Annotated in this window: 16 protein-coding genes and 1 tRNA gene; 15 read left to right on the forward strand and 2 right to left on the reverse strand. The window is 64.5% G+C overall.

Features of this window, described 5'->3' with window-relative positions; translation table 11 throughout:
- From ispG to AC0KWY_RS20880, 12 genes are all read left to right on the forward strand, one after another.
- A complete protein-coding gene (gene ispG / locus AC0KWY_RS20825) occupies nucleotides 1-1230 on the forward strand; it encodes a flavodoxin-dependent (E)-4-hydroxy-3-methylbut-2-enyl-diphosphate synthase (protein WP_474027403.1) in 1230 nt (409 codons plus the stop codon).
- Nucleotides 1227-2516: a histidine--tRNA ligase gene (hisS, locus tag AC0KWY_RS20830; protein WP_474027404.1), complete on the forward strand. Its 1290-nt coding sequence runs from the start codon at nucleotides 1227-1229 to the stop codon at nucleotides 2514-2516. The genes ispG and hisS overlap by 4 nt, the downstream gene beginning before the upstream one ends.
- Before the next feature lie 5 nt (nucleotides 2517-2521).
- Nucleotides 2522-3163 (forward strand): YfgM family protein, encoded by a 642-nt coding sequence (locus tag AC0KWY_RS20835; protein ID WP_474027405.1) that lies wholly within the window; start codon nucleotides 2522-2524, stop codon nucleotides 3161-3163.
- A complete protein-coding gene (gene bamB / locus AC0KWY_RS20840) occupies nucleotides 3160-4323 on the forward strand; it encodes an outer membrane protein assembly factor BamB (protein WP_474027406.1) in 1164 nt (387 codons plus the stop codon). The genes AC0KWY_RS20835 and bamB overlap by 4 nt, the downstream gene beginning before the upstream one ends.
- Nucleotides 4320-5654 carry a ribosome biogenesis GTPase Der gene (gene der, locus AC0KWY_RS20845; protein ID WP_474027407.1) on the forward strand — a complete coding sequence of 445 codons (1335 nt, stop codon included), beginning with the start codon at nucleotides 4320-4322 and terminating at the stop codon, nucleotides 5652-5654. Before bamB ends, der begins: the two co-directional genes overlap by 4 nt.
- A gap of 95 nt (nucleotides 5655-5749) precedes the next feature.
- Nucleotides 5750-5986 carry an RNA chaperone Hfq gene (hfq, locus tag AC0KWY_RS20850; RefSeq protein ID WP_374328576.1) on the forward strand — a complete coding sequence of 79 codons (237 nt, stop codon included), beginning with the start codon at nucleotides 5750-5752 and terminating at the stop codon, nucleotides 5984-5986.
- Between the two features lie 57 nt (nucleotides 5987-6043).
- Complete coding sequence (gene hflX, locus AC0KWY_RS20855) at nucleotides 6044-7213, forward strand: GTPase HflX (protein WP_474027408.1); 1170 nt, start codon at nucleotides 6044-6046, stop codon at nucleotides 7211-7213.
- A gap of 20 nt (nucleotides 7214-7233) precedes the next feature.
- Entirely contained in the window at nucleotides 7234-8538 is a 1305-nt protein-coding gene (gene hflK, locus AC0KWY_RS20860) for an FtsH protease activity modulator HflK (protein ID WP_474027409.1), read from the forward strand.
- The gene (hflC, locus tag AC0KWY_RS20865) at nucleotides 8538-9407 is read left to right on the forward strand and encodes a protease modulator HflC (protein ID WP_474027410.1); all 870 of its coding nucleotides are present in this window, start codon (nucleotides 8538-8540) and stop codon (nucleotides 9405-9407) included. Before hflK ends, hflC begins: the two co-directional genes overlap by 1 nt.
- Nucleotides 9408-9416: 9 nt before the next feature.
- Entirely contained in the window at nucleotides 9417-9602 is a 186-nt protein-coding gene (locus AC0KWY_RS20870; protein WP_374328572.1) for a DUF2065 domain-containing protein, read from the forward strand.
- A complete protein-coding gene (locus AC0KWY_RS20875; protein ID WP_474027411.1) occupies nucleotides 9599-10756 on the forward strand; it encodes an ATP phosphoribosyltransferase regulatory subunit in 1158 nt (385 codons plus the stop codon). The genes AC0KWY_RS20870 and AC0KWY_RS20875 overlap by 4 nt, the downstream gene beginning before the upstream one ends.
- Before the next feature lie 3 nt (nucleotides 10757-10759).
- Nucleotides 10760-12067: an adenylosuccinate synthase gene (locus AC0KWY_RS20880; protein WP_474027412.1), complete on the forward strand. Its 1308-nt coding sequence runs from the start codon at nucleotides 10760-10762 to the stop codon at nucleotides 12065-12067.
- A gap of 49 nt (nucleotides 12068-12116) precedes the next feature.
- Here AC0KWY_RS20880 and AC0KWY_RS20885 read toward each other — a convergent pair whose 3' ends face one another.
- Both AC0KWY_RS20885 and AC0KWY_RS20890 read right to left on the reverse strand, forming a co-directional pair.
- On the reverse strand, nucleotides 12117-12494 hold the full coding sequence (locus AC0KWY_RS20885; RefSeq protein ID WP_474027413.1) for a hypothetical protein: 378 nt from the start codon (nucleotides 12492-12494) through the stop codon (nucleotides 12117-12119).
- 185 nt (nucleotides 12495-12679) lie between these two features.
- A tRNA-Leu gene (locus AC0KWY_RS20890) sits at nucleotides 12680-12764 on the reverse strand.
- Between the two features lie 40 nt (nucleotides 12765-12804).
- On the opposite strand from AC0KWY_RS20890, the gene rnr reads away from it, so the two are divergent.
- The 3 genes from rnr to rlmB all read left to right on the forward strand — a co-directional run bounded on the left by rnr (nucleotide 12805) and on the right by rlmB (nucleotide 16416).
- Nucleotides 12805-15036, forward strand: a complete 2232-nt coding sequence (gene rnr, locus AC0KWY_RS20895; RefSeq protein ID WP_474027414.1) for a ribonuclease R — start codon at nucleotides 12805-12807, stop codon at nucleotides 15034-15036.
- A 69-nt stretch (nucleotides 15037-15105) separates the two neighbouring features.
- The gene (locus AC0KWY_RS20900) at nucleotides 15106-15633 is read left to right on the forward strand and encodes a bacteriohemerythrin (protein ID WP_474027415.1); all 528 of its coding nucleotides are present in this window, start codon (nucleotides 15106-15108) and stop codon (nucleotides 15631-15633) included.
- Between the two features lie 54 nt (nucleotides 15634-15687).
- The gene (gene rlmB / locus AC0KWY_RS20905) at nucleotides 15688-16416 is read left to right on the forward strand and encodes a 23S rRNA (guanosine(2251)-2'-O)-methyltransferase RlmB (protein WP_474027417.1); all 729 of its coding nucleotides are present in this window, start codon (nucleotides 15688-15690) and stop codon (nucleotides 16414-16416) included.
- Nucleotides 16417-16418 lie beyond the last annotated feature (2 nt).

Genomic DNA, 16418 nt, shown 5'->3' on the forward strand with positions numbered 1-16418 from the left:
GTGACCGCCCTTGCCAAGCGCCCGACGCGCGCCACGTCGATTGCCCACGTCCGCCTCGGCGGCGATGCGCCGGTGGTCATCCAGTCGATGACCAACACCGACACCGCCGACTACCTGGCCACCGCCATCCAGTGCGCCGAGCTGGCGCGCGCCGGCTCGGAACTGGTGCGCATCACGGTCAACTCGCCGGAAGCGGCGGCGGCGGTGCCGAAGATCCGCGATCATCTCGACAAGATGAATTGCAACGTGCCGCTGATCGGCGACTTCCACTACAACGGCCATCGCCTGCTCACCGAGCACCCGGCCTGCGCCGAGGCGCTGGCCAAGTACCGGATCAACCCAGGCAACGTCGGTTTCGGCAAGAAGAAGGACGAGCAGTTCGCGCAGATGGTCGAACTCGCCTGCCGCTACGACAAGCCGGTACGCATCGGCGTCAATTGGGGCAGCCTCGACCAGGAATTGCTGGCGCGGATCATGGACGAGAACAGCAAACGGGCGCAGCCGCTCGATGCGACCGAGATGATGCGCCACGCGATGGTGACTTCGGCGCTGGAATCGGCGGCGAAGGCCGAGGAAGTCGGCCTCGCCGGCGAGAAGATCATCCTGTCGTGCAAGGTGTCGAGCGTCCAGGACCTGATCGCCATCTACCGCGAACTGTCGCGGCGCGCCGATTACGCGCTGCATCTGGGCCTGACCGAGGCCGGCATGGGCTCCAAGGGCATCGTCGCGTCGACCGCTGCGCTTGCGGTGCTCCTGCAGGAAGGCATCGGCGACACCATCCGCGTCTCGCTGACGCCGGAACCGGGCGGTTCGCGCAGTCAGGAAGTCATCGTCGCCCAGGAAATCCTGCAGACCATGGGCCTGCGCGCGTTCACGCCGATGGTTGCGGCCTGTCCCGGTTGCGGCCGGACGACCTCGACCTTCTTCCAGGAACTGGCCGGCGAGGTGCAGGACTTCGTGCGCGCCCGCATGCCGGAATGGAAGCTGCATTACGACGGCGCCGAGAACATGACGCTGGCCGTCATGGGCTGCATCGTCAATGGTCCGGGCGAATCGAAGCACGCCAACATCGGCATCTCGCTGCCGGGTACCGGCGAAGCGCCGTCGGCGCCGGTCTATGAAGATGGCGAGAAGACAGTGACCCTGAAGGGCGACAACATCGCCAACGAATTCAAGGACATCATCGAGCGCTACGTCCAGCGCACCTACAAGAAGAAACTGCAAGCATGAGTCAGACTTTGCAAGCCGTGCGCGGGATGAACGACATCCTGCCGGAAGAAGCGGCATTCTGGGAGTTGTTTGAAGATACCGTCCGCGCCTGGCTGAAGGGCTACGGCTACCGGCCGATCCGCATGCCCATCGTCGAGCCGACGCCGCTCTTCAAGCGCGCCATCGGCGAAGTGACCGACATCGTCGAGAAGGAAATGTATTCCTTCGTCGACGGCCTCAACGGCGAGGCGCTGACCCTGCGTCCGGAAGGCACTGCCGGCTGCGTCCGTGCCGTGATCGAGCACAACCTGGCGGCGCGGCAGACGCAGCGCCTCTACTACATCGGCCAGATGTTCCGCCACGAGCGGCCGCAGAAGGGACGTTACCGGCAGTTCCACCAGGTCGGCGTCGAGACTTTCGGCATCGCCGGTCCGGACATCGATGCCGAGCTGATCCTGATGGGCGCCCGCCTGTGGGCCGACCTCGGCCTCGACGGCATCGAACTGCAGATCAACAGCCTTGGCCAGCCGGCCGAGCGCGCCGAGCACCGTGCCGCGCTGATCGCCTACCTGGAGCAGCACGTTGACGTGCTCGACGAAGACGCCAAGCGTCGTCTGTACACCAACCCGCTGCGCATCCTCGACACCAAGAACCCGGCGCTGCAGGACATCTGCGCCGCGGCGCCGAAGCTGATCGACTTCCTCGGCGCCGAGTCGCTCGCTCATTTCGAAGGCGTGCAGCAGGTGCTGCGCGACGCCGGCCAGCCGTTCACGATCAACCCGCGCCTGGTGCGCGGTCTCGATTACTACAACTTGACCGTCTTCGAATGGGTCACCGACAAGCTCGGCGCCCAGGGCACGGTCTGCGCCGGCGGGCGCTACGACGGCCTGGTCGAACAGCTCGGCGGCAAGCCGACGCCAGCCTGCGGCTTCGCCATGGGCGTCGAACGGCTGATCGCGCTGATCAAGGATTCCGGCGGCGCGCCGGCCGAGCCGGCGCCCGACGTCTATGTCGTGCACCAGGGCGAAGCCGCCGGCCGACAGGCTTTCCGCGTCGCCGAAGGTCTGCGCGACCAGGGGCTGGACGTGCTGCTGCACTGCGGCGGCGGTTCGTTCAAGTCGCAGATGAAGAAGGCCGACGGCAGCGGCGCCGCCTTCGCGGTGATCATCGGCGACGACGAGGCGGCAACCGGCGAGGCGCAACTGAAGGCGCTGCGCGAAGAAGGCGTGGAACAACGTAAACTGAAGGTCGATGAACTGGCGGAAGCCATCATCGACCACATGATTGATTCGGACGAAGAGGAATAAACGGCATGGCGCATTACGACCTCGAAGAACAGGAACAGATCGACACGCTGAAAACCTGGTGGAAGATGTACGGCAACCTGGTCACTTCCTTGCTGACCGTGGCGGCGTTGGCAGCCGCTGGCTGGCAGGGCTGGAACTGGTACCAGAACGATCAGTCGGCGAAGGCGGCGGCGGTGTTCGCCGCGCTCGAACAGGCGATCGAGGCTGGCGACGCGCAGCGGCTGAAGGCGACTGCCGGCGAGCTGACGGAAAAATTTCCGCGTTCCGGTTACGCCGGTCTCGGCGCCATGGTCGCCGCGCGCAGTTCGTTCGACGCCGGCGACCTGAAGACGGCGAAGGCCCAGCTCGGCTGGGTCGTCGACAACGCCAAGGATGAGTTGCGCGACATCGCCCGCCTCCGTCTGAGCGCCGTGCTGCTCGACGAGAAGGCCTACGACGAGGCGCTCAAGCAACTGGCCGAGGCGCCGGCAGCCGATTTCGCGGCACGTTTCCTGGAAATGAAGGGCGACGTGCTGAGCGCCCAGGGCAAGGCGGCGGAAGCGCGCGCCGCCTACCAGGAAGCCATCGGCAAGGTCGGCGCCGGGGCCGAAGGCGCCGGCCGCGAACTGCTGCAGCAGAAGCTCGACAGCCTGGGAGAAAGCGCATGACGCGTCGCCCACTCTTCCTGCTGGCGGCCACCGCCCTGGCGCTGGGCGGTTGTTCGACGATCTCCAGCACCTTCGAATCGATCAATCCCTTCGCGCCGTCGGCGCCCAAGATGTCGCCGCTGCCCGAACTGGGCAAGTCCGAACAGGCGGCGAAGACGCTCTGGTCGGTCGATGTCGGCGACGCCAAGGCCTATGATTTTGCGCCGGCCGCGCTGGGCGGGGCGGTTTACGTCGCCGAGTACAAGGGGAGCATCCATCGCCTCGACAACGGCAAGACGACCTGGAAGATCGATGCCGGGCAGCCGCTGTCGGCCGGCGTCGGTGCCGGTGCCGGAATGATCGTCGTCGGTACGGCGAAGGGCGGCGTGCTGGCCTTCGACGCGGAGACCGGCAAGGCGCTGTGGCAGGCCCAGGTGAGCAGCGAAGTCCTGGCGACGCCGGCGGTCAGCGCGGACGGCGTCGCCGTGCGCAGCGGCGACAACCGGATCTTCTTCCTCGATGCCCGAGATGGCTCGCGCAAATGGCTGTACCAGCGGCCGATGCCGGCCTTGTCGGTGCGTTCCACCGGCGCCCCGGTGTTCGCCGACCGTTACCTGTTTGCCGGTTTTCCGGGGGGCAAGCTGGTCGGCCTGTCGCTGCAGAATGGCGCACCGGTCTGGGAGGGCGCCGTCGCCCAGCCGAAGGGGACGACCGAGCTGGATCGCGTCGCCGATATCGTTTCGTCGCCGGTGATCGACGGTACCCAGATTTGCGCCGTCGCCTTCCAGGGCAAGGTCGCCTGTTTCGACATGGGGCAGGGCGGGGCCATGGTCTGGTCGCGTGACATTTCCTCGGCCCGCGGCTTGGCGCTCGACGGTCGTTATCTCTTCGTCACCGACGACGAAGGTGTCATCTACGGGCTCGACCGCCTGAGCGGCGGCAGCCTGTGGAAGCAGGACAAGTTGCGCAACCGCGCGGTGACCGCCCCTGCGGTGCGCGGCGATGCGGTGGTGGTCGGCGACGCCGAAGGCTACGTGCATTTCCTCTCACGCGAAGAGGGGGCTTTCCTGGCGCGCCAGAAAACCGATGGCACCGCCATCCGGGTTGCGCCGCAGCGACTCGGCGAAGCCGTCCTGACGCAGTCGTCGGGCGGTGACGTCAGCTTGATCGGGATCCAATGAAACCCACCATCGTACTGGTCGGCCGCCCCAATGTCGGCAAATCGACGCTCTTCAACCGGCTGACCAAATCGCGCGACGCCATCGTCGCCGACCTTCCCGGCTTGACCCGCGACCGCCACTACGGCCACGGCAAGCTCGGCAAGAAGCCTTTCCTGGTCGTCGATACCGGCGGTTTCGAGCCGCTGGTCAAGGACGGCATCCTGCATGAGATGGCCAAGCAGACGGAACAGGCGATCGCCGAAGCCGACGCGGTCATTTTCGTGGTCGACGGCCGGATCGGCCTCACCCCGCACGACAAGGAAATCGCCAACAAGCTGCGTTGCATCGGCCGGCCGGTGCTGGTCGCCGTCAATAAGGCGGAAGGCCTCAACGCCGGCATGGTCGAGGCGGATTTCCATGCCCTCGGCCTCGGCGAGCCGTATGCGATTTCCGCCAGCCATGGCGAAGGCGTGCGCGGCCTGATCGAGCTGGCGCTCGAATCCTTCCCGGAGCCGGAGGACGACGAGTGGCATTCCGACGCGATTCGCGTCGCCATCGTCGGCCGGCCGAACGTCGGCAAGTTGACGCTGGTCAATACCCTGCTCGGCGAAGAGCGCGTCATCGCCTTCGACGCGCCCGGAACCACCCGCGACTCGATCGAGATCGATTTCGAACGCGAAGGGCGCAAGTACGTGCTCGTCGACACCGCCGGCATGCGCAAGCGCGGCAAGGTGTTCGAGGCGATCGAGAAGTTCTCGGTGGTGAAGACGCTGCAGTCGATCGAAGACGCCAACGTGGTGATCCTGATGGTCGACGCCCGCGCCGATATCTCCGACCAGGATGCGCACATCGCCGATTTCATCGTCCAGTCCGGGCGGGCCCTGGTGGTCGCGGTCAACAAGTGGGACGGGCTCGACGCCTACGTGCGCGAACAGACCCGGCAGATCCTGCAACGCAAGCTGAAATTCCTCGATTTCGCCAAGTTCCATTTCGTCTCGGCGCTGGAAAATGTCGGCTTGAGCAACCTGTTCCGTTCGGTGGACAGCGCCTACGCGGCGGCGATGACCAAGCTGTCCACGCCGCGTCTGACGCGCGTGCTGGCCGACGCCATCGCCCGCCAGGCGCCGCCCAAGCACGGTCTGTTCCGGCCGAAGCCGCGTTATGCGCACCAGGGGGGCTCGAATCCGCCGATCATCGTCATCCACGGCAATGCCGTCGACCAGATCGGCGACAGCTATCGCCGCTACCTCGAGCACACCTTCCGCGAAGCCTTCAAGCTGCAGGGAACGCCCCTGCGCATCCAGTTCGTCGCCGGCAAGAACCCGTTTGCCGAGAAGGAGCCACGCCGCTGAATCATTGTCACAAATAACGCACAAAAATTTTCGCATCCACCGACTAATTTGGGTACATTAGGACCCTCATAACAACACACATGGAGTTCCACACCATGAGCAACAAAGGGCAACTTTTACAAGACCCCTTTCTCAATGCACTGCGCCGCGAGCATGTTCCCGTTTCCATCTATCTGGTGAACGGCATCAAGCTGCAGGGGCAGGTTGAGTCTTTTGACCAGTACGTCGTCCTCCTCAAGAACACCGTCACCCAGATGGTGTACAAGCACGCCATCTCCACGGTTGTGCCGGCGCGCCCGGTCAACATCCATCAAGAGCAGGCCGCAGAATAAGGCGGCTGGTCTGGCAGCCTCCGCTCTCAGGGGCTGTTTTCTCCGCAGGAATTTCCGATGCTTGAACGGCCGGCTGCCGGTGAGCGGGCCGTTGTCGTACAACTCGATTTCGGCCAGCTGGATATCGAAGACCAGCTCGAAGAAGTTCGCTTATTGACCGAATCCGCGGGAGGTGCGGTGGTCGGTGAAGTTCGCGGACGACGTCAGTCGCCGGACCCGAAGACCTTTGCCGGCAGCGGCAAGGTGCAGGAAATTGCCGCCATGATCGCCGGCTGCGCAGCGCAGCTGGTGATCTTCAATCATGCTCTGTCGCCGGTGCAGCAGCGCAATCTCGAGCGCGACCTGAATTGCCGGGTGGTCAACCGCAACAGCCTGATCCTCGACATCTTCGCGCTGCGTGCGGCGAGTGCCGAAGGCAAGCTGCAGGTCGAACTGGCCCAGCTCGAACATCTGTCCACCCGCCTGGTGCGCGGCTGGACCCACCTCGAACGCCAGCGCGGCGGCATCGGCATGCGCGGTCCCGGGGAAACCCAGCTGGAAACTGACCGGCGGCTGCTCGGCAACCGCGTCAAGTTGCTCAAGGAGCGTCTCGCCCGCCTGGCGCGCCAGCGTGGCGTGCAGCGCAAGGCACGGCGGCGCGGCGACGTGTTCAATGTTTCGCTGGTCGGCTACACCAATGCCGGCAAGTCGACCCTGTTCAACAACCTGACCCATGCGGGTGTCTACGCCGCCGACCAGTTGTTCGCTACCCTCGACACGACTTCGCGCAAGCTGTGGGTCGAGGGAGCCGGCAATATCGTCATTTCCGATACCGTCGGTTTCATCCGCGATCTGCCGCACTCGCTGGTCGACGCCTTTCACGCGACCCTGGAAGCAGCGGTCGATGCCGACCTCCTGCTGCACGTCGTCGATAGCGCCAGCCATGCTCGCGACGAGCAGATGGCCGAGGTCGACCGGGTGCTCGACGAGATCGGTGCCCGCGACGTGCCGCGGTTGGTGGTCTGGAACAAGATCGACCTGACCGAGGCCGGGCCCGGGGTCGAGCGGAACGAATATGGTAATATCGCCCGGGTTCGCGTCAGTTCGCGCACTGGCGAAGGCCTGGAACTATTGCGCGAAACCCTGGCCGAATACGCCCGGGCCAAGGCCGCGTCGCGGCGCCAGGCGCTCGATGCGGAAGCCTGTCCGGCAAACCTGATTTCATTGACTGAATCCCCAAAATCATGATTCCTACGCTAGGTATACTCATGTCGATCAACGATCCGCGCTGGGGCGGCCGTGGTGGTGACGACGGCCAGGATGGCGGTGGTCCTCGCCGTCCGAACGACGGGCCGCCGGACCTGGAAGAGCTCTGGCGCGACTTCAATCGCAAGCTGTCCGGCATGATGGGCAAGAAGCGCGGCGGCGGCAGTGGCGGCGGCGATGGGCCGCGCATGCCGCCGGTCGATTTCGGGCCGAAGATGCTGGGTGGCGGGATCGGTATCCTGCTCGGGTTGATCGTCCTGGTCTGGCTGGCTTCCGGTTTCTACATCGTCGACGAATCGCAGCGTGGCGTCGTCCTCCAGTTCGGCAAGCGCTACGAGACGACCGAACCCGGTTTGCGCTGGCGCCTGCCCTATCCGATCCAGTCGCATGAACTGGTCAACCTGACCGGTGTGCGCACGATCGAGATCGGCTATCGCGGCACCGAGCGCAACAAGGTGCTCAAGGAAGCGCTGATGCTGACCGACGACGAGAACATCGTGAACATCCAGTTCGCGGTGCAGTACATCCTCAAGGACCCGGTCGAATACCTGTTCAACAACCGTCATGCTGACGAAGCCGTGGTCGGCGCCGCGGAAACCGCGGTGCGCGAGATCGTCGGCAAGAGCAAGATGGACTTCGTGCTTTATGAGGGGCGCGAGCAGATTGCCAGCGAGGCGGCGAAACTGATGCAGGCGATCATGGATCGTTACGAAGCCGGTGTGCTGATCTCCAAGGTGACGATGCAGAACGCCCAGCCGCCGGAGCAGGTGCAGGCCGCCTTCGACGATGCGGTCAAGGCTGGGCAGGATCGGGAGCGCCAGAAGAACGAGGGCCAGTCCTACGCCAACGACGTGATCCCGCGCGCTCGCGGTACGGCCGCGCGTCTGCTCCAGGAAGCGGACGGTTACCGGCAACGTGTCATCTCGAACGCCGAGGGTGACGCCTCGCGCTTCCGCCAGATCGTCACCGAATACGCCAAGGCGCCGGAAGTGACCCGGCAGCGCATGTATCTGGACACCATGCAGCAGATTTACGCCAATACCACCAAGGTTCTGGTCGATACCAAGGGCCAGGGCAATCTGCTCTACCTGCCGCTCGACAAGTTGATGAACGTTTCCGCCGGGACTGCCGTCCAGCAGCAGGCGGGGGACGGGCACAACGCGGCGGTGGCCGCTCGTCAGCCGTCGGCCTTCGCCGGCCAGGTGCCGCCGCAGGTCGAGCAGGCGCCGGCGGTAACAAGCAAGTCATTATCCAGCGCGTCCAGCGAACGCTCACCGCTGGGATCGCGTGAACGGGAGGCCCGCTGATGAATTCGCGTCTCAACCTGCTGGGAGGCGTTGTCCTCCTGATTCTTGTCGTCGTCTCGATGTCGATCTTCACCGTCGACCAACGGCAATACGCCCTGGTTTTCCAGCTTGGCGAGGTCAAGCGTGTGATTGCCGAGCCGGGTCTGAATTTCAAGGTGCCGATGATCCAGAACGTGCGTTTCTTCGACCGTCGCATCCTGACGCTCGATAGCGCCGATCCCGAGCGCTTCATCACCTCGGAAAAGAAGAACGTCCTGGTCGATTCCTATATCAAGTGGCGGATCATCGATCCCAAGCTTTACTACGTCTCGGTCGGCGGCGATGAAACACGCGCCCGCACCCGTCTGAGCCAGACGGTCAATTCCGGCCTGCGCGAGGAATTCGGCAAGCGTCTGGTGCACGACGTGATCTCCGGCGAGCGCGACAAGATCATGGATCAGATGCGCGAGAAGGCCGATGTCGACGCCCGCCGCATTGGCGTGCAGATCGTCGACGTACGTCTGAAGCGCGTCGAGTTGCCGGAAGAAGTCAGTGGCGCCGTCTATAGCCGGATGGAAGCGGAACGCAAACGGGTTGCCAACGAACTGCGCTCGGAAGGCGCGGCCGAGGCCGAGAAGATTCGCGCCGATGCCGATCGCCAGCGCGAAGTGATCATTGCCGAAGCCTATCGCGATGCACAGAAGGCCAAGGGTGAGGGCGACGCCAAGGCTTCGGCGATCTACGCCGAGGCTTTCGGCAAGAATCCCGAGTTCTACGCCTTCTATCGCAGCCTCGAGGCGTACCGGGGCAGCTTTGCCAACAAGGGTGACGTCCTGGTGGTCGAACCTTCGTCCGATTTCTTCAAGTACATGAAGAACGTTGGCCGCTGAGTTCTGTCGATGGCTTCCAACCTGTTGCTGGCTTTCGCCCTGATGCTGGTGCTCGAGGGCCTCATGCCCTTCGTGGCGCCGGCAGCCTGGCGCGAGACCTTCCGCCGCCTGATCCAGATGTCCGACGGTCAGATTCGTTTCATCGGCCTGACCTCGATGCTGGTCGGGCTCATCCTCCTGATTCTCTTCTCATGAACTGGCTGCTCCCCGAATACATTGCCGATGCGCTACCGTCCGAAGCGGCGCGCATCGAAACCCTGCGTCGCTCGCTGCTCGACCATTGCCGTGGCCGTGGCTTCGAGTACGTGATGCCGCCGCTGCTCGAATATCTCGAATCGCTGCTCACCGGTGCCGGCCAGGATCTCAACCTGCGTACCTTCAAGCTGGTCGATCAGCTTTCCGGTCGTACCCTCGGTGTCCGTGCCGACATGACGCCGCAGGCGGCGCGCATCGATGCACATCTGCTCAATCACCAGGGCGTCACCCGCTTGTGCTACTGCGGTAGCGTGCTGCACACCCTGCCGGCGAACATTTCGGCCGGTCGCGAGCAGTTCCAGCTGGGGGCCGAGGTCTATGGCTACGCCGGCGTCGAGGCCGATCTCGAAATCGTCCGCCTGATGGCGACGGCCTTCGAGCGGGCGCGCCTGCCGTTGGCGCGCGTTGATCTCGGCCACGTCGGAATTTTCCGGGCGCTGGTCGAAGCGGCCGCGCTGCCGGCCGACGCCGAGGTCGAATTGCTCGGCCTGCTGCGCGACAAGGATGTTCCCGGCCTGGCAGTGGCGACGGCGCATTTGCCGACGCCCTACCGCGAAGCCCTGCTGGCCTTGCCGACGCTGTACGGCGGCGGCGAAGTGCTCGATCGAGCGCGCGCAGTGTTGCCGGCCTCGCTGCCGGCTTTGCGCGCGGCGCTGGATCAGTTGCGTCACCTGATCGAGAGCGCGCCGGAACTGCCGTTCTCGATCGATCTCGGCGACCTGCACGGTTACCACTATCACAACGGCATCGTCTTTGCTGCCTATTGCCCGGGCTACCCGGTGGCAATCGCCCGCGGCGGGCGTTACGACGGCGTCGGCAAAGCCTTCGGTCGGGCCCGTCCGGCCACCGGCTTCTCGCTCGATCTGCGTGAACTGGCGCGACTGCTGCCACCGGCCAAGCCGACGGGCGGCGTCCTGGCGCCCTATGCCGGTAGTGACCGGGCGCTGGCCGGGCATATTGCCGCGCTACGCGAGCGCGGCGAGATCGTCGTCGAACTGTTGCCGGGCGAGAGCGCCTGCGAAGGGCCGCGCTGCGACCGCAAGCTGGTGCAGGTCGGCGGACACTGGATTATCGAAGCTATACAAGAGGATTAGAAAATGGCCAAGAATGTCATCGTCGTCGGTACCCAGTGGGGCGACGAAGGGAAGGGGAAGATCGTCGACTGGCTGACCGACCACGCCCAGGGCGTGGTGCGTTTCCAGGGCGGTCACAACGCGGGCCACACGCTGGTCGTCGGCGACAACGTCTACAAGCTCAACCTGGTGCCCTCGGGCATCGTCCGTGCCGGTGTCGATTGCTACATCGGCAACGGTGTCGTCCTTGACATCCATCACCTGATCTCCGAGATCGCCGAGCTGGAGAAGGGCGGCATCGATGTCCGCTCGCGGCTCAAGATCAGCCCGGGCTGCCCGCTGATCCTGCCTTACCACTCGGCCATCGACAAGGCGCGCGAAGGCGCCAAGTGTGCGGACAAGAAGATCGGCACCACCGGCAAGGGCATCGGCCCGACCTACGAGGACAAGGTCTCCCGTCGCGGCCTGCGCGTCTATGACCTGTTCCACCCGGAGCGATTCGCCGAGAAGCTGAAGGAAGTGCTGGATTATCACAACTTCGTGCTGACCCAGTATTTCAAGGCCGAGCCGGTCGACTTCCAGACCGTCTACGACCAGGCCATGGCCGACGCCGAGATCATCCGGCCGATGGTCGTCGATGTCTCGGCGGCGCTCTACGACGCCAACAAGGCCGGCCAGAACATGCTGTTCGAAGGTGCCCAGGGTACCCTGCTCGACATCGATCACGGCACCTATCCCTTCGTCACCTCGTCGAACTGCGTCGCCGGTCAGGCGGCGGCCGGTGCCGGCGTCGGTCCGGGCATGCTGCACTACGTGCTGGGCATCACCAAGGCCTACTGCACGCGCGTCGGCGGCGGTCCCTTCCCGAGCGAGCTGGATATCGATACCGAAGGCACGCCGGGCCACCAGATGTTCTCGGTGGGCAAGGAATTCGGCACGGTGACCGGGCGCAAGCGCCGCTGCGGCTGGTTCGACGCCGCGCTGCTGCGCCGTTCGGCGCGTATCAACGGGCTCACCGGTCTGTGCATCACCAAGCTTGACGTGCTCGACGGACTGGAGGAACTCAAGATCTGTACCGGCTACAAGCTGGGCGACAAGGTGGTCGACCTGCTGCCGATCGGTGCCGACGATGTCGCTCTGTGCGAACCGATCTACGAAACCCTGCCCGGCTGGGAAGGAACGACGTTCCGCGTCAAGCGCTGGGATGACCTGCCGGTCAATGCCCAAGCCTACCTGAATCGTCTGGAAGCATTGTGCGAAGTGCCGATCGCCATCGTGTTGACCGGTCCCGAGCGCGACGAAACCATCCTGCGCGATCACCCGTTCAACTAAGGCAGTCGCGCGCTGACGCAGCAACGGGGCCGCTTGGCCCCGTTGTCGTTCAGCGGGCTGGAACCGAAACCCAGCCCTCGGGGCAAGCGTTGGTGTATGGGTAGTACTGGCCGGACGAGCGGCAGTAATACCAGTCGCCCGGGGGCGGTGGGGAGACAATGTAGGCGGGCGGCGGGGCCGGCGGCGCGGCGCTGTTGATGGCGGCGCCGATGGCAATCGCACCCAGGGTGACGACGGCGGCTGGCGCGATCCAGTCGTAATGACGATGTCTGACTCGGGGCGGCGGCGGGGCGTAGTGGTAATGCCGTTGCACGTGGCGCGGCCGGTAGTCGTCGTAATAGCGGTAATGATCCGGTCGGGCGTTGGCCTGGCCGACGGCGCCGAGCGCCAGGGTGGCGGCGAGCAGGGTGCTGGCGAATGCGTTCATGATTGACCTCGCAGGGTGGGTATATGTGGTCAGGATAGCGAGCTGTTGCCGACCCTGCTGCAACCAGATGTTAGTAATTGTTAAGCGCCTGCGGCGCCTGCCTGTGAGACAATCCGCGCCATGAGAAGACGCCGTCCTGAAATGAAAAAAGGCCTTGCCGAAGCAAGACCTTTCAACAAAATCGCTGGTGCCCAGGAAGGGACTCGAACCCCCACGGAGTTACCCGCTAGTACCTGAAACTAGTGCGTCTACCAATTCCGCCACCTGGGCACAGGTGCGAAGAGCCGCCATTATAGGGAAGAGAAAACCGATGTCAAGAAAAAAGATCAGCAAGATTCGCCGTGCCGACCCCTTCTTCGAGCGCGAGGCACAGCGCTACGAATTTCCCCTGCCGTCGCGCGAATACGTCGCGCAAGTGCTGGCCGATGAAGGTCGGCCGTTGTCGTTCGATGATCTGTGCGGACTGCTCGATATCGCCAACACCGAACGCGAGATGTTCCAGCGCCGCCTCGGCGCGATGGAGCGCGAGGCGCAGTTGATGCGCAACCGCAAGGGGGATTACATCCTGCCCGAACGCGCCTCGCTGACCGCCGGGCGGATCCAGGGTCACCAGGACGGTTACGGTTTCCTGATTCCCGACGACGGCAGCGCCGACATCTTCCTCGACCAGCGTCAGATGGGCAAGGTGCTGCACGGCGACCGCGCGCTGGTCCGGGTCACCGGGCTCGATCGCAAGGGGCGGCCGGAAGGCAGCATCGTCGAGGTCACCGAACGCGCCAACAGTCGTGTCGTCGGCCGCGTCTTCGTCGAGCACGGCGTCGTCTTCGTCGTTCCGGAAAACAAGCGCATCGCCCAGGACATCCTGGTGCCGCCGGAAAAGAAGAGCAAGCTCAAGGCGCAATCCGGGCAGGTGGTGATGGTCGAGATCATCGAGCAGCCGAGCAAGCATTCGCAGCCGATCGGGCGCATCGTCGATGTGCTGGGTAATTACGCCGATCCGGGAATGGAAATCGAGATTGCGCTGCGCAAGCACGACCTGCCCTTCGAATTTCCGAAGGCGGCGCTCGAAGAAAACAAGAAAATGCCCGACAAGGTGCGCAAGACCGACCTCAAGGGGCGCGAGGACTTGCGTGAACTGCCGCTGGTGACGATCGATGGCGAGACCGCGCGCGACTTCGACGACGCCGTCTACTGCGAGAAGCAGGGGCGCGGCTGGCGGCTGGTCGTCGCCATCGCCGACGTCTCGCACTACGTGCAGCCGGGCATGGCGCTCGACCGCGAAGCGCTGACGCGAGGCAACTCCGTCTATTTTCCGCGCCGCGTCATCCCGATGCTGCCGGAAAAGCTGTCCAACGGCATCTGCTCGCTGAATCCGGATGTCGAGCGCTTGGCCATGGTCTGCGACGTGGCGATCAGCGCCGCCGGCAAGATCGGCAAATACCGCTTTTACCCGGCGGTCTTCCGTTCGCACGCGCGGCTTACCTACAACCAGGTCTGGTCCTGGCTGAGCGGCGAGAAAACGCCGGAAACCGAGGCGCAGCGCAACGTCCTGCCGCAGGTGCAGAACCTCTACAAGCTCTACCAGGCGCTGCACAAGGCGCGCGGCCAGCGCGGCGCGATCGATTTCGAGACCACCGAGACGATGATGCTGTTCAACGATCAGGGCAAGATCGAGAACATCGTGCCGGTCGTGCGCAACGATGCGCATCGCATCATCGAGGAATGCATGCTCGCCGCCAATGTCTGCGCCTCCGATTTCCTGGCCCAGCACAAGCAGACCTGTCTTTACCGCATTCACGAGTCGCCGTCCGAGGAAAAGCTGAAGAATCTGCGTAGTTTCCTCGGTGAATTCGGCATGGCGCTGGGCGGTGGCGACGAACCCCGGGCCAAGGATTACGCCGTCCTGCTGGAAAAGGTCAAGCCGCGGCCCGATTTCCAGCTCTTGCAGACGGTGATGTTGCGCTCGCTGAAGCAGGCGATGTACAGCCCCGACAATGTCGGCCATTTCGGGTTGGCCTACGAACATTACACGCACTTCACTTCGCCCATCCGGCGTTACCCGGACCTGCTGGTGCATCGCGCGATCAAGGCCGTGCTCGCCGGCGAGAAGTACGTGCCCGGGCAGGCCTGGGACGAGATCGGCCTGCAGTGCTCGGCGACCGAGCGGCGTGCCGACGAGGCGACGCGCGATGTCGAACACTGGCTGAAGACCTTCTTCATGAAGGAACGCATCGGCGAGGTCTTCGACGGCACCATCTCGGCGGTTACCGCCTTCGGCATTTTCGTCGCCCTCGACCAGGTTTATGTCGAAGGTCTGGTGCACGTCTCGGAACTGGGCCAGGACTATTTCCAGTTCGACAACATCAAGCACCAGATGCTCGGCGAGCGTACCGGCGAGCGTTTCCGGCTCGGCGACCGGGTCCGCGTCAAGCTGGTGCGCGCCGATCTCGAGTCGAACAAGATCGATTTCGTGCTGGTACGCGAGGTTCAGGCTGCCGCCGGAACGAACAAGGCGAAGCGCAATGTCCGGCGCCGGAGCTGAGGCGCAGGCGCACGCGCCTGGCCTTCTGGCATACAATCGATGCTGGAAGGGTAATCGCAAGAGATGAGAATGACGGAGAAAGCAGGCGTGCTCGCCGTGCGGGTCAGTGTCGAAGCGGCTGGGCAGGAGTTGCCGGCAGGGTTGGAAACCGGGAACGACCGGATCGACGCCGAACACCGCCAGTTGCTGACCTTGACCGGCGGATTGCGGGTGATTTGCCGGGATCCGGACGGCCTGCCGGATTGCTCCGCCTGCACGGCCGGGCAGCAACTGAACTGCGAGGGACGGTTGATCGCGCTGCTCGGCGACCTGTTCGCCTGCATGCTCGAGCATTTTTCCAGCGAGGAACTGCTGATGCGCGACGCGCATATGCAGGTCGGCGATGCCGAGCACTACGCGGCACATATCGAGGATCATGCGGCAATCGCGCAGAAGGTCCAGGAACTCGTTGCGCGTCTCGACATCGTCCATACGGTGGAACGCATCCGCGAACTGGACGGCTTGCTGACCCGCTGGGTCAGGCATCATGTCGAAATGCACGACAGGCTGCTGGTTCGCTGGCTGGCGCGTCACGGCATTCCGGGCGCGGGTAGCTAGAATGCGATACCGTCAGCGAGGTAGAATGCGCCTCCCTGCCTGTCCGAGCTGCCCATGTCTTCCCGCCTGATCTACGGCTTTCATGCCATCACCGCCAAGCTACGCCAGGACCCCGAATCCCTGCGTGAAATCCTGATCGACGGCGATCGCCAGGACGCGCGCGCCCGCGATCTGCTGCGTCACGCCGAACTGCAGGGGGTCCGCGTCATTCTCGCCGACAGCAAGCGGCTCGACGATCTGGCCGGCGGTGGCCGGCACCAGGGGGTGGTCGCCCGCCTCGACGGCGAGCGCAAGGCGGCCCACCTCGACGACGTGCTCGATACGCTGGAGGAGCCGGCTTTCCTGCTCGTCCTCGATGGCGTCACCGATCCGCGCAACCTCGGTGCCTGCCTGCGCGTCGCCGACGCCGCCGGCGTCCATGCGGTGATCGCGCCGAAGGACCGTTCCGCCGGCCTCAACGACGTCGCAGTCAAGACCGCCTGCGGCGCCGCCGAGAGCGTGCCCTACGTGATGGTCACCAACCTGGCGCGGACGCTGCGCGAACTCAAGGAACGCGAAATCTGGGTGGTCGGTACCGCTGGCGAAGCCGCGCAGGACCTTTACGCCGCCGAGTGGCCGCAGGCCACGGCCTGGGTGATGGGCGCCGAAGGCGAGGGCATGCGCCGCCTGACCCGGGAAAACTGCGACCAGCTGGTCAGCATCCCGATGCACGGCAGCGTCGACAGTCTCAACGTTTCGGTCGCCGCCGGCGTCTGCCTGTTCGAAGCGCGGCGTCGTCGTTGAAT

The organism is Azonexus sp. MM2026_4 (genome assembly GCF_055901855.1).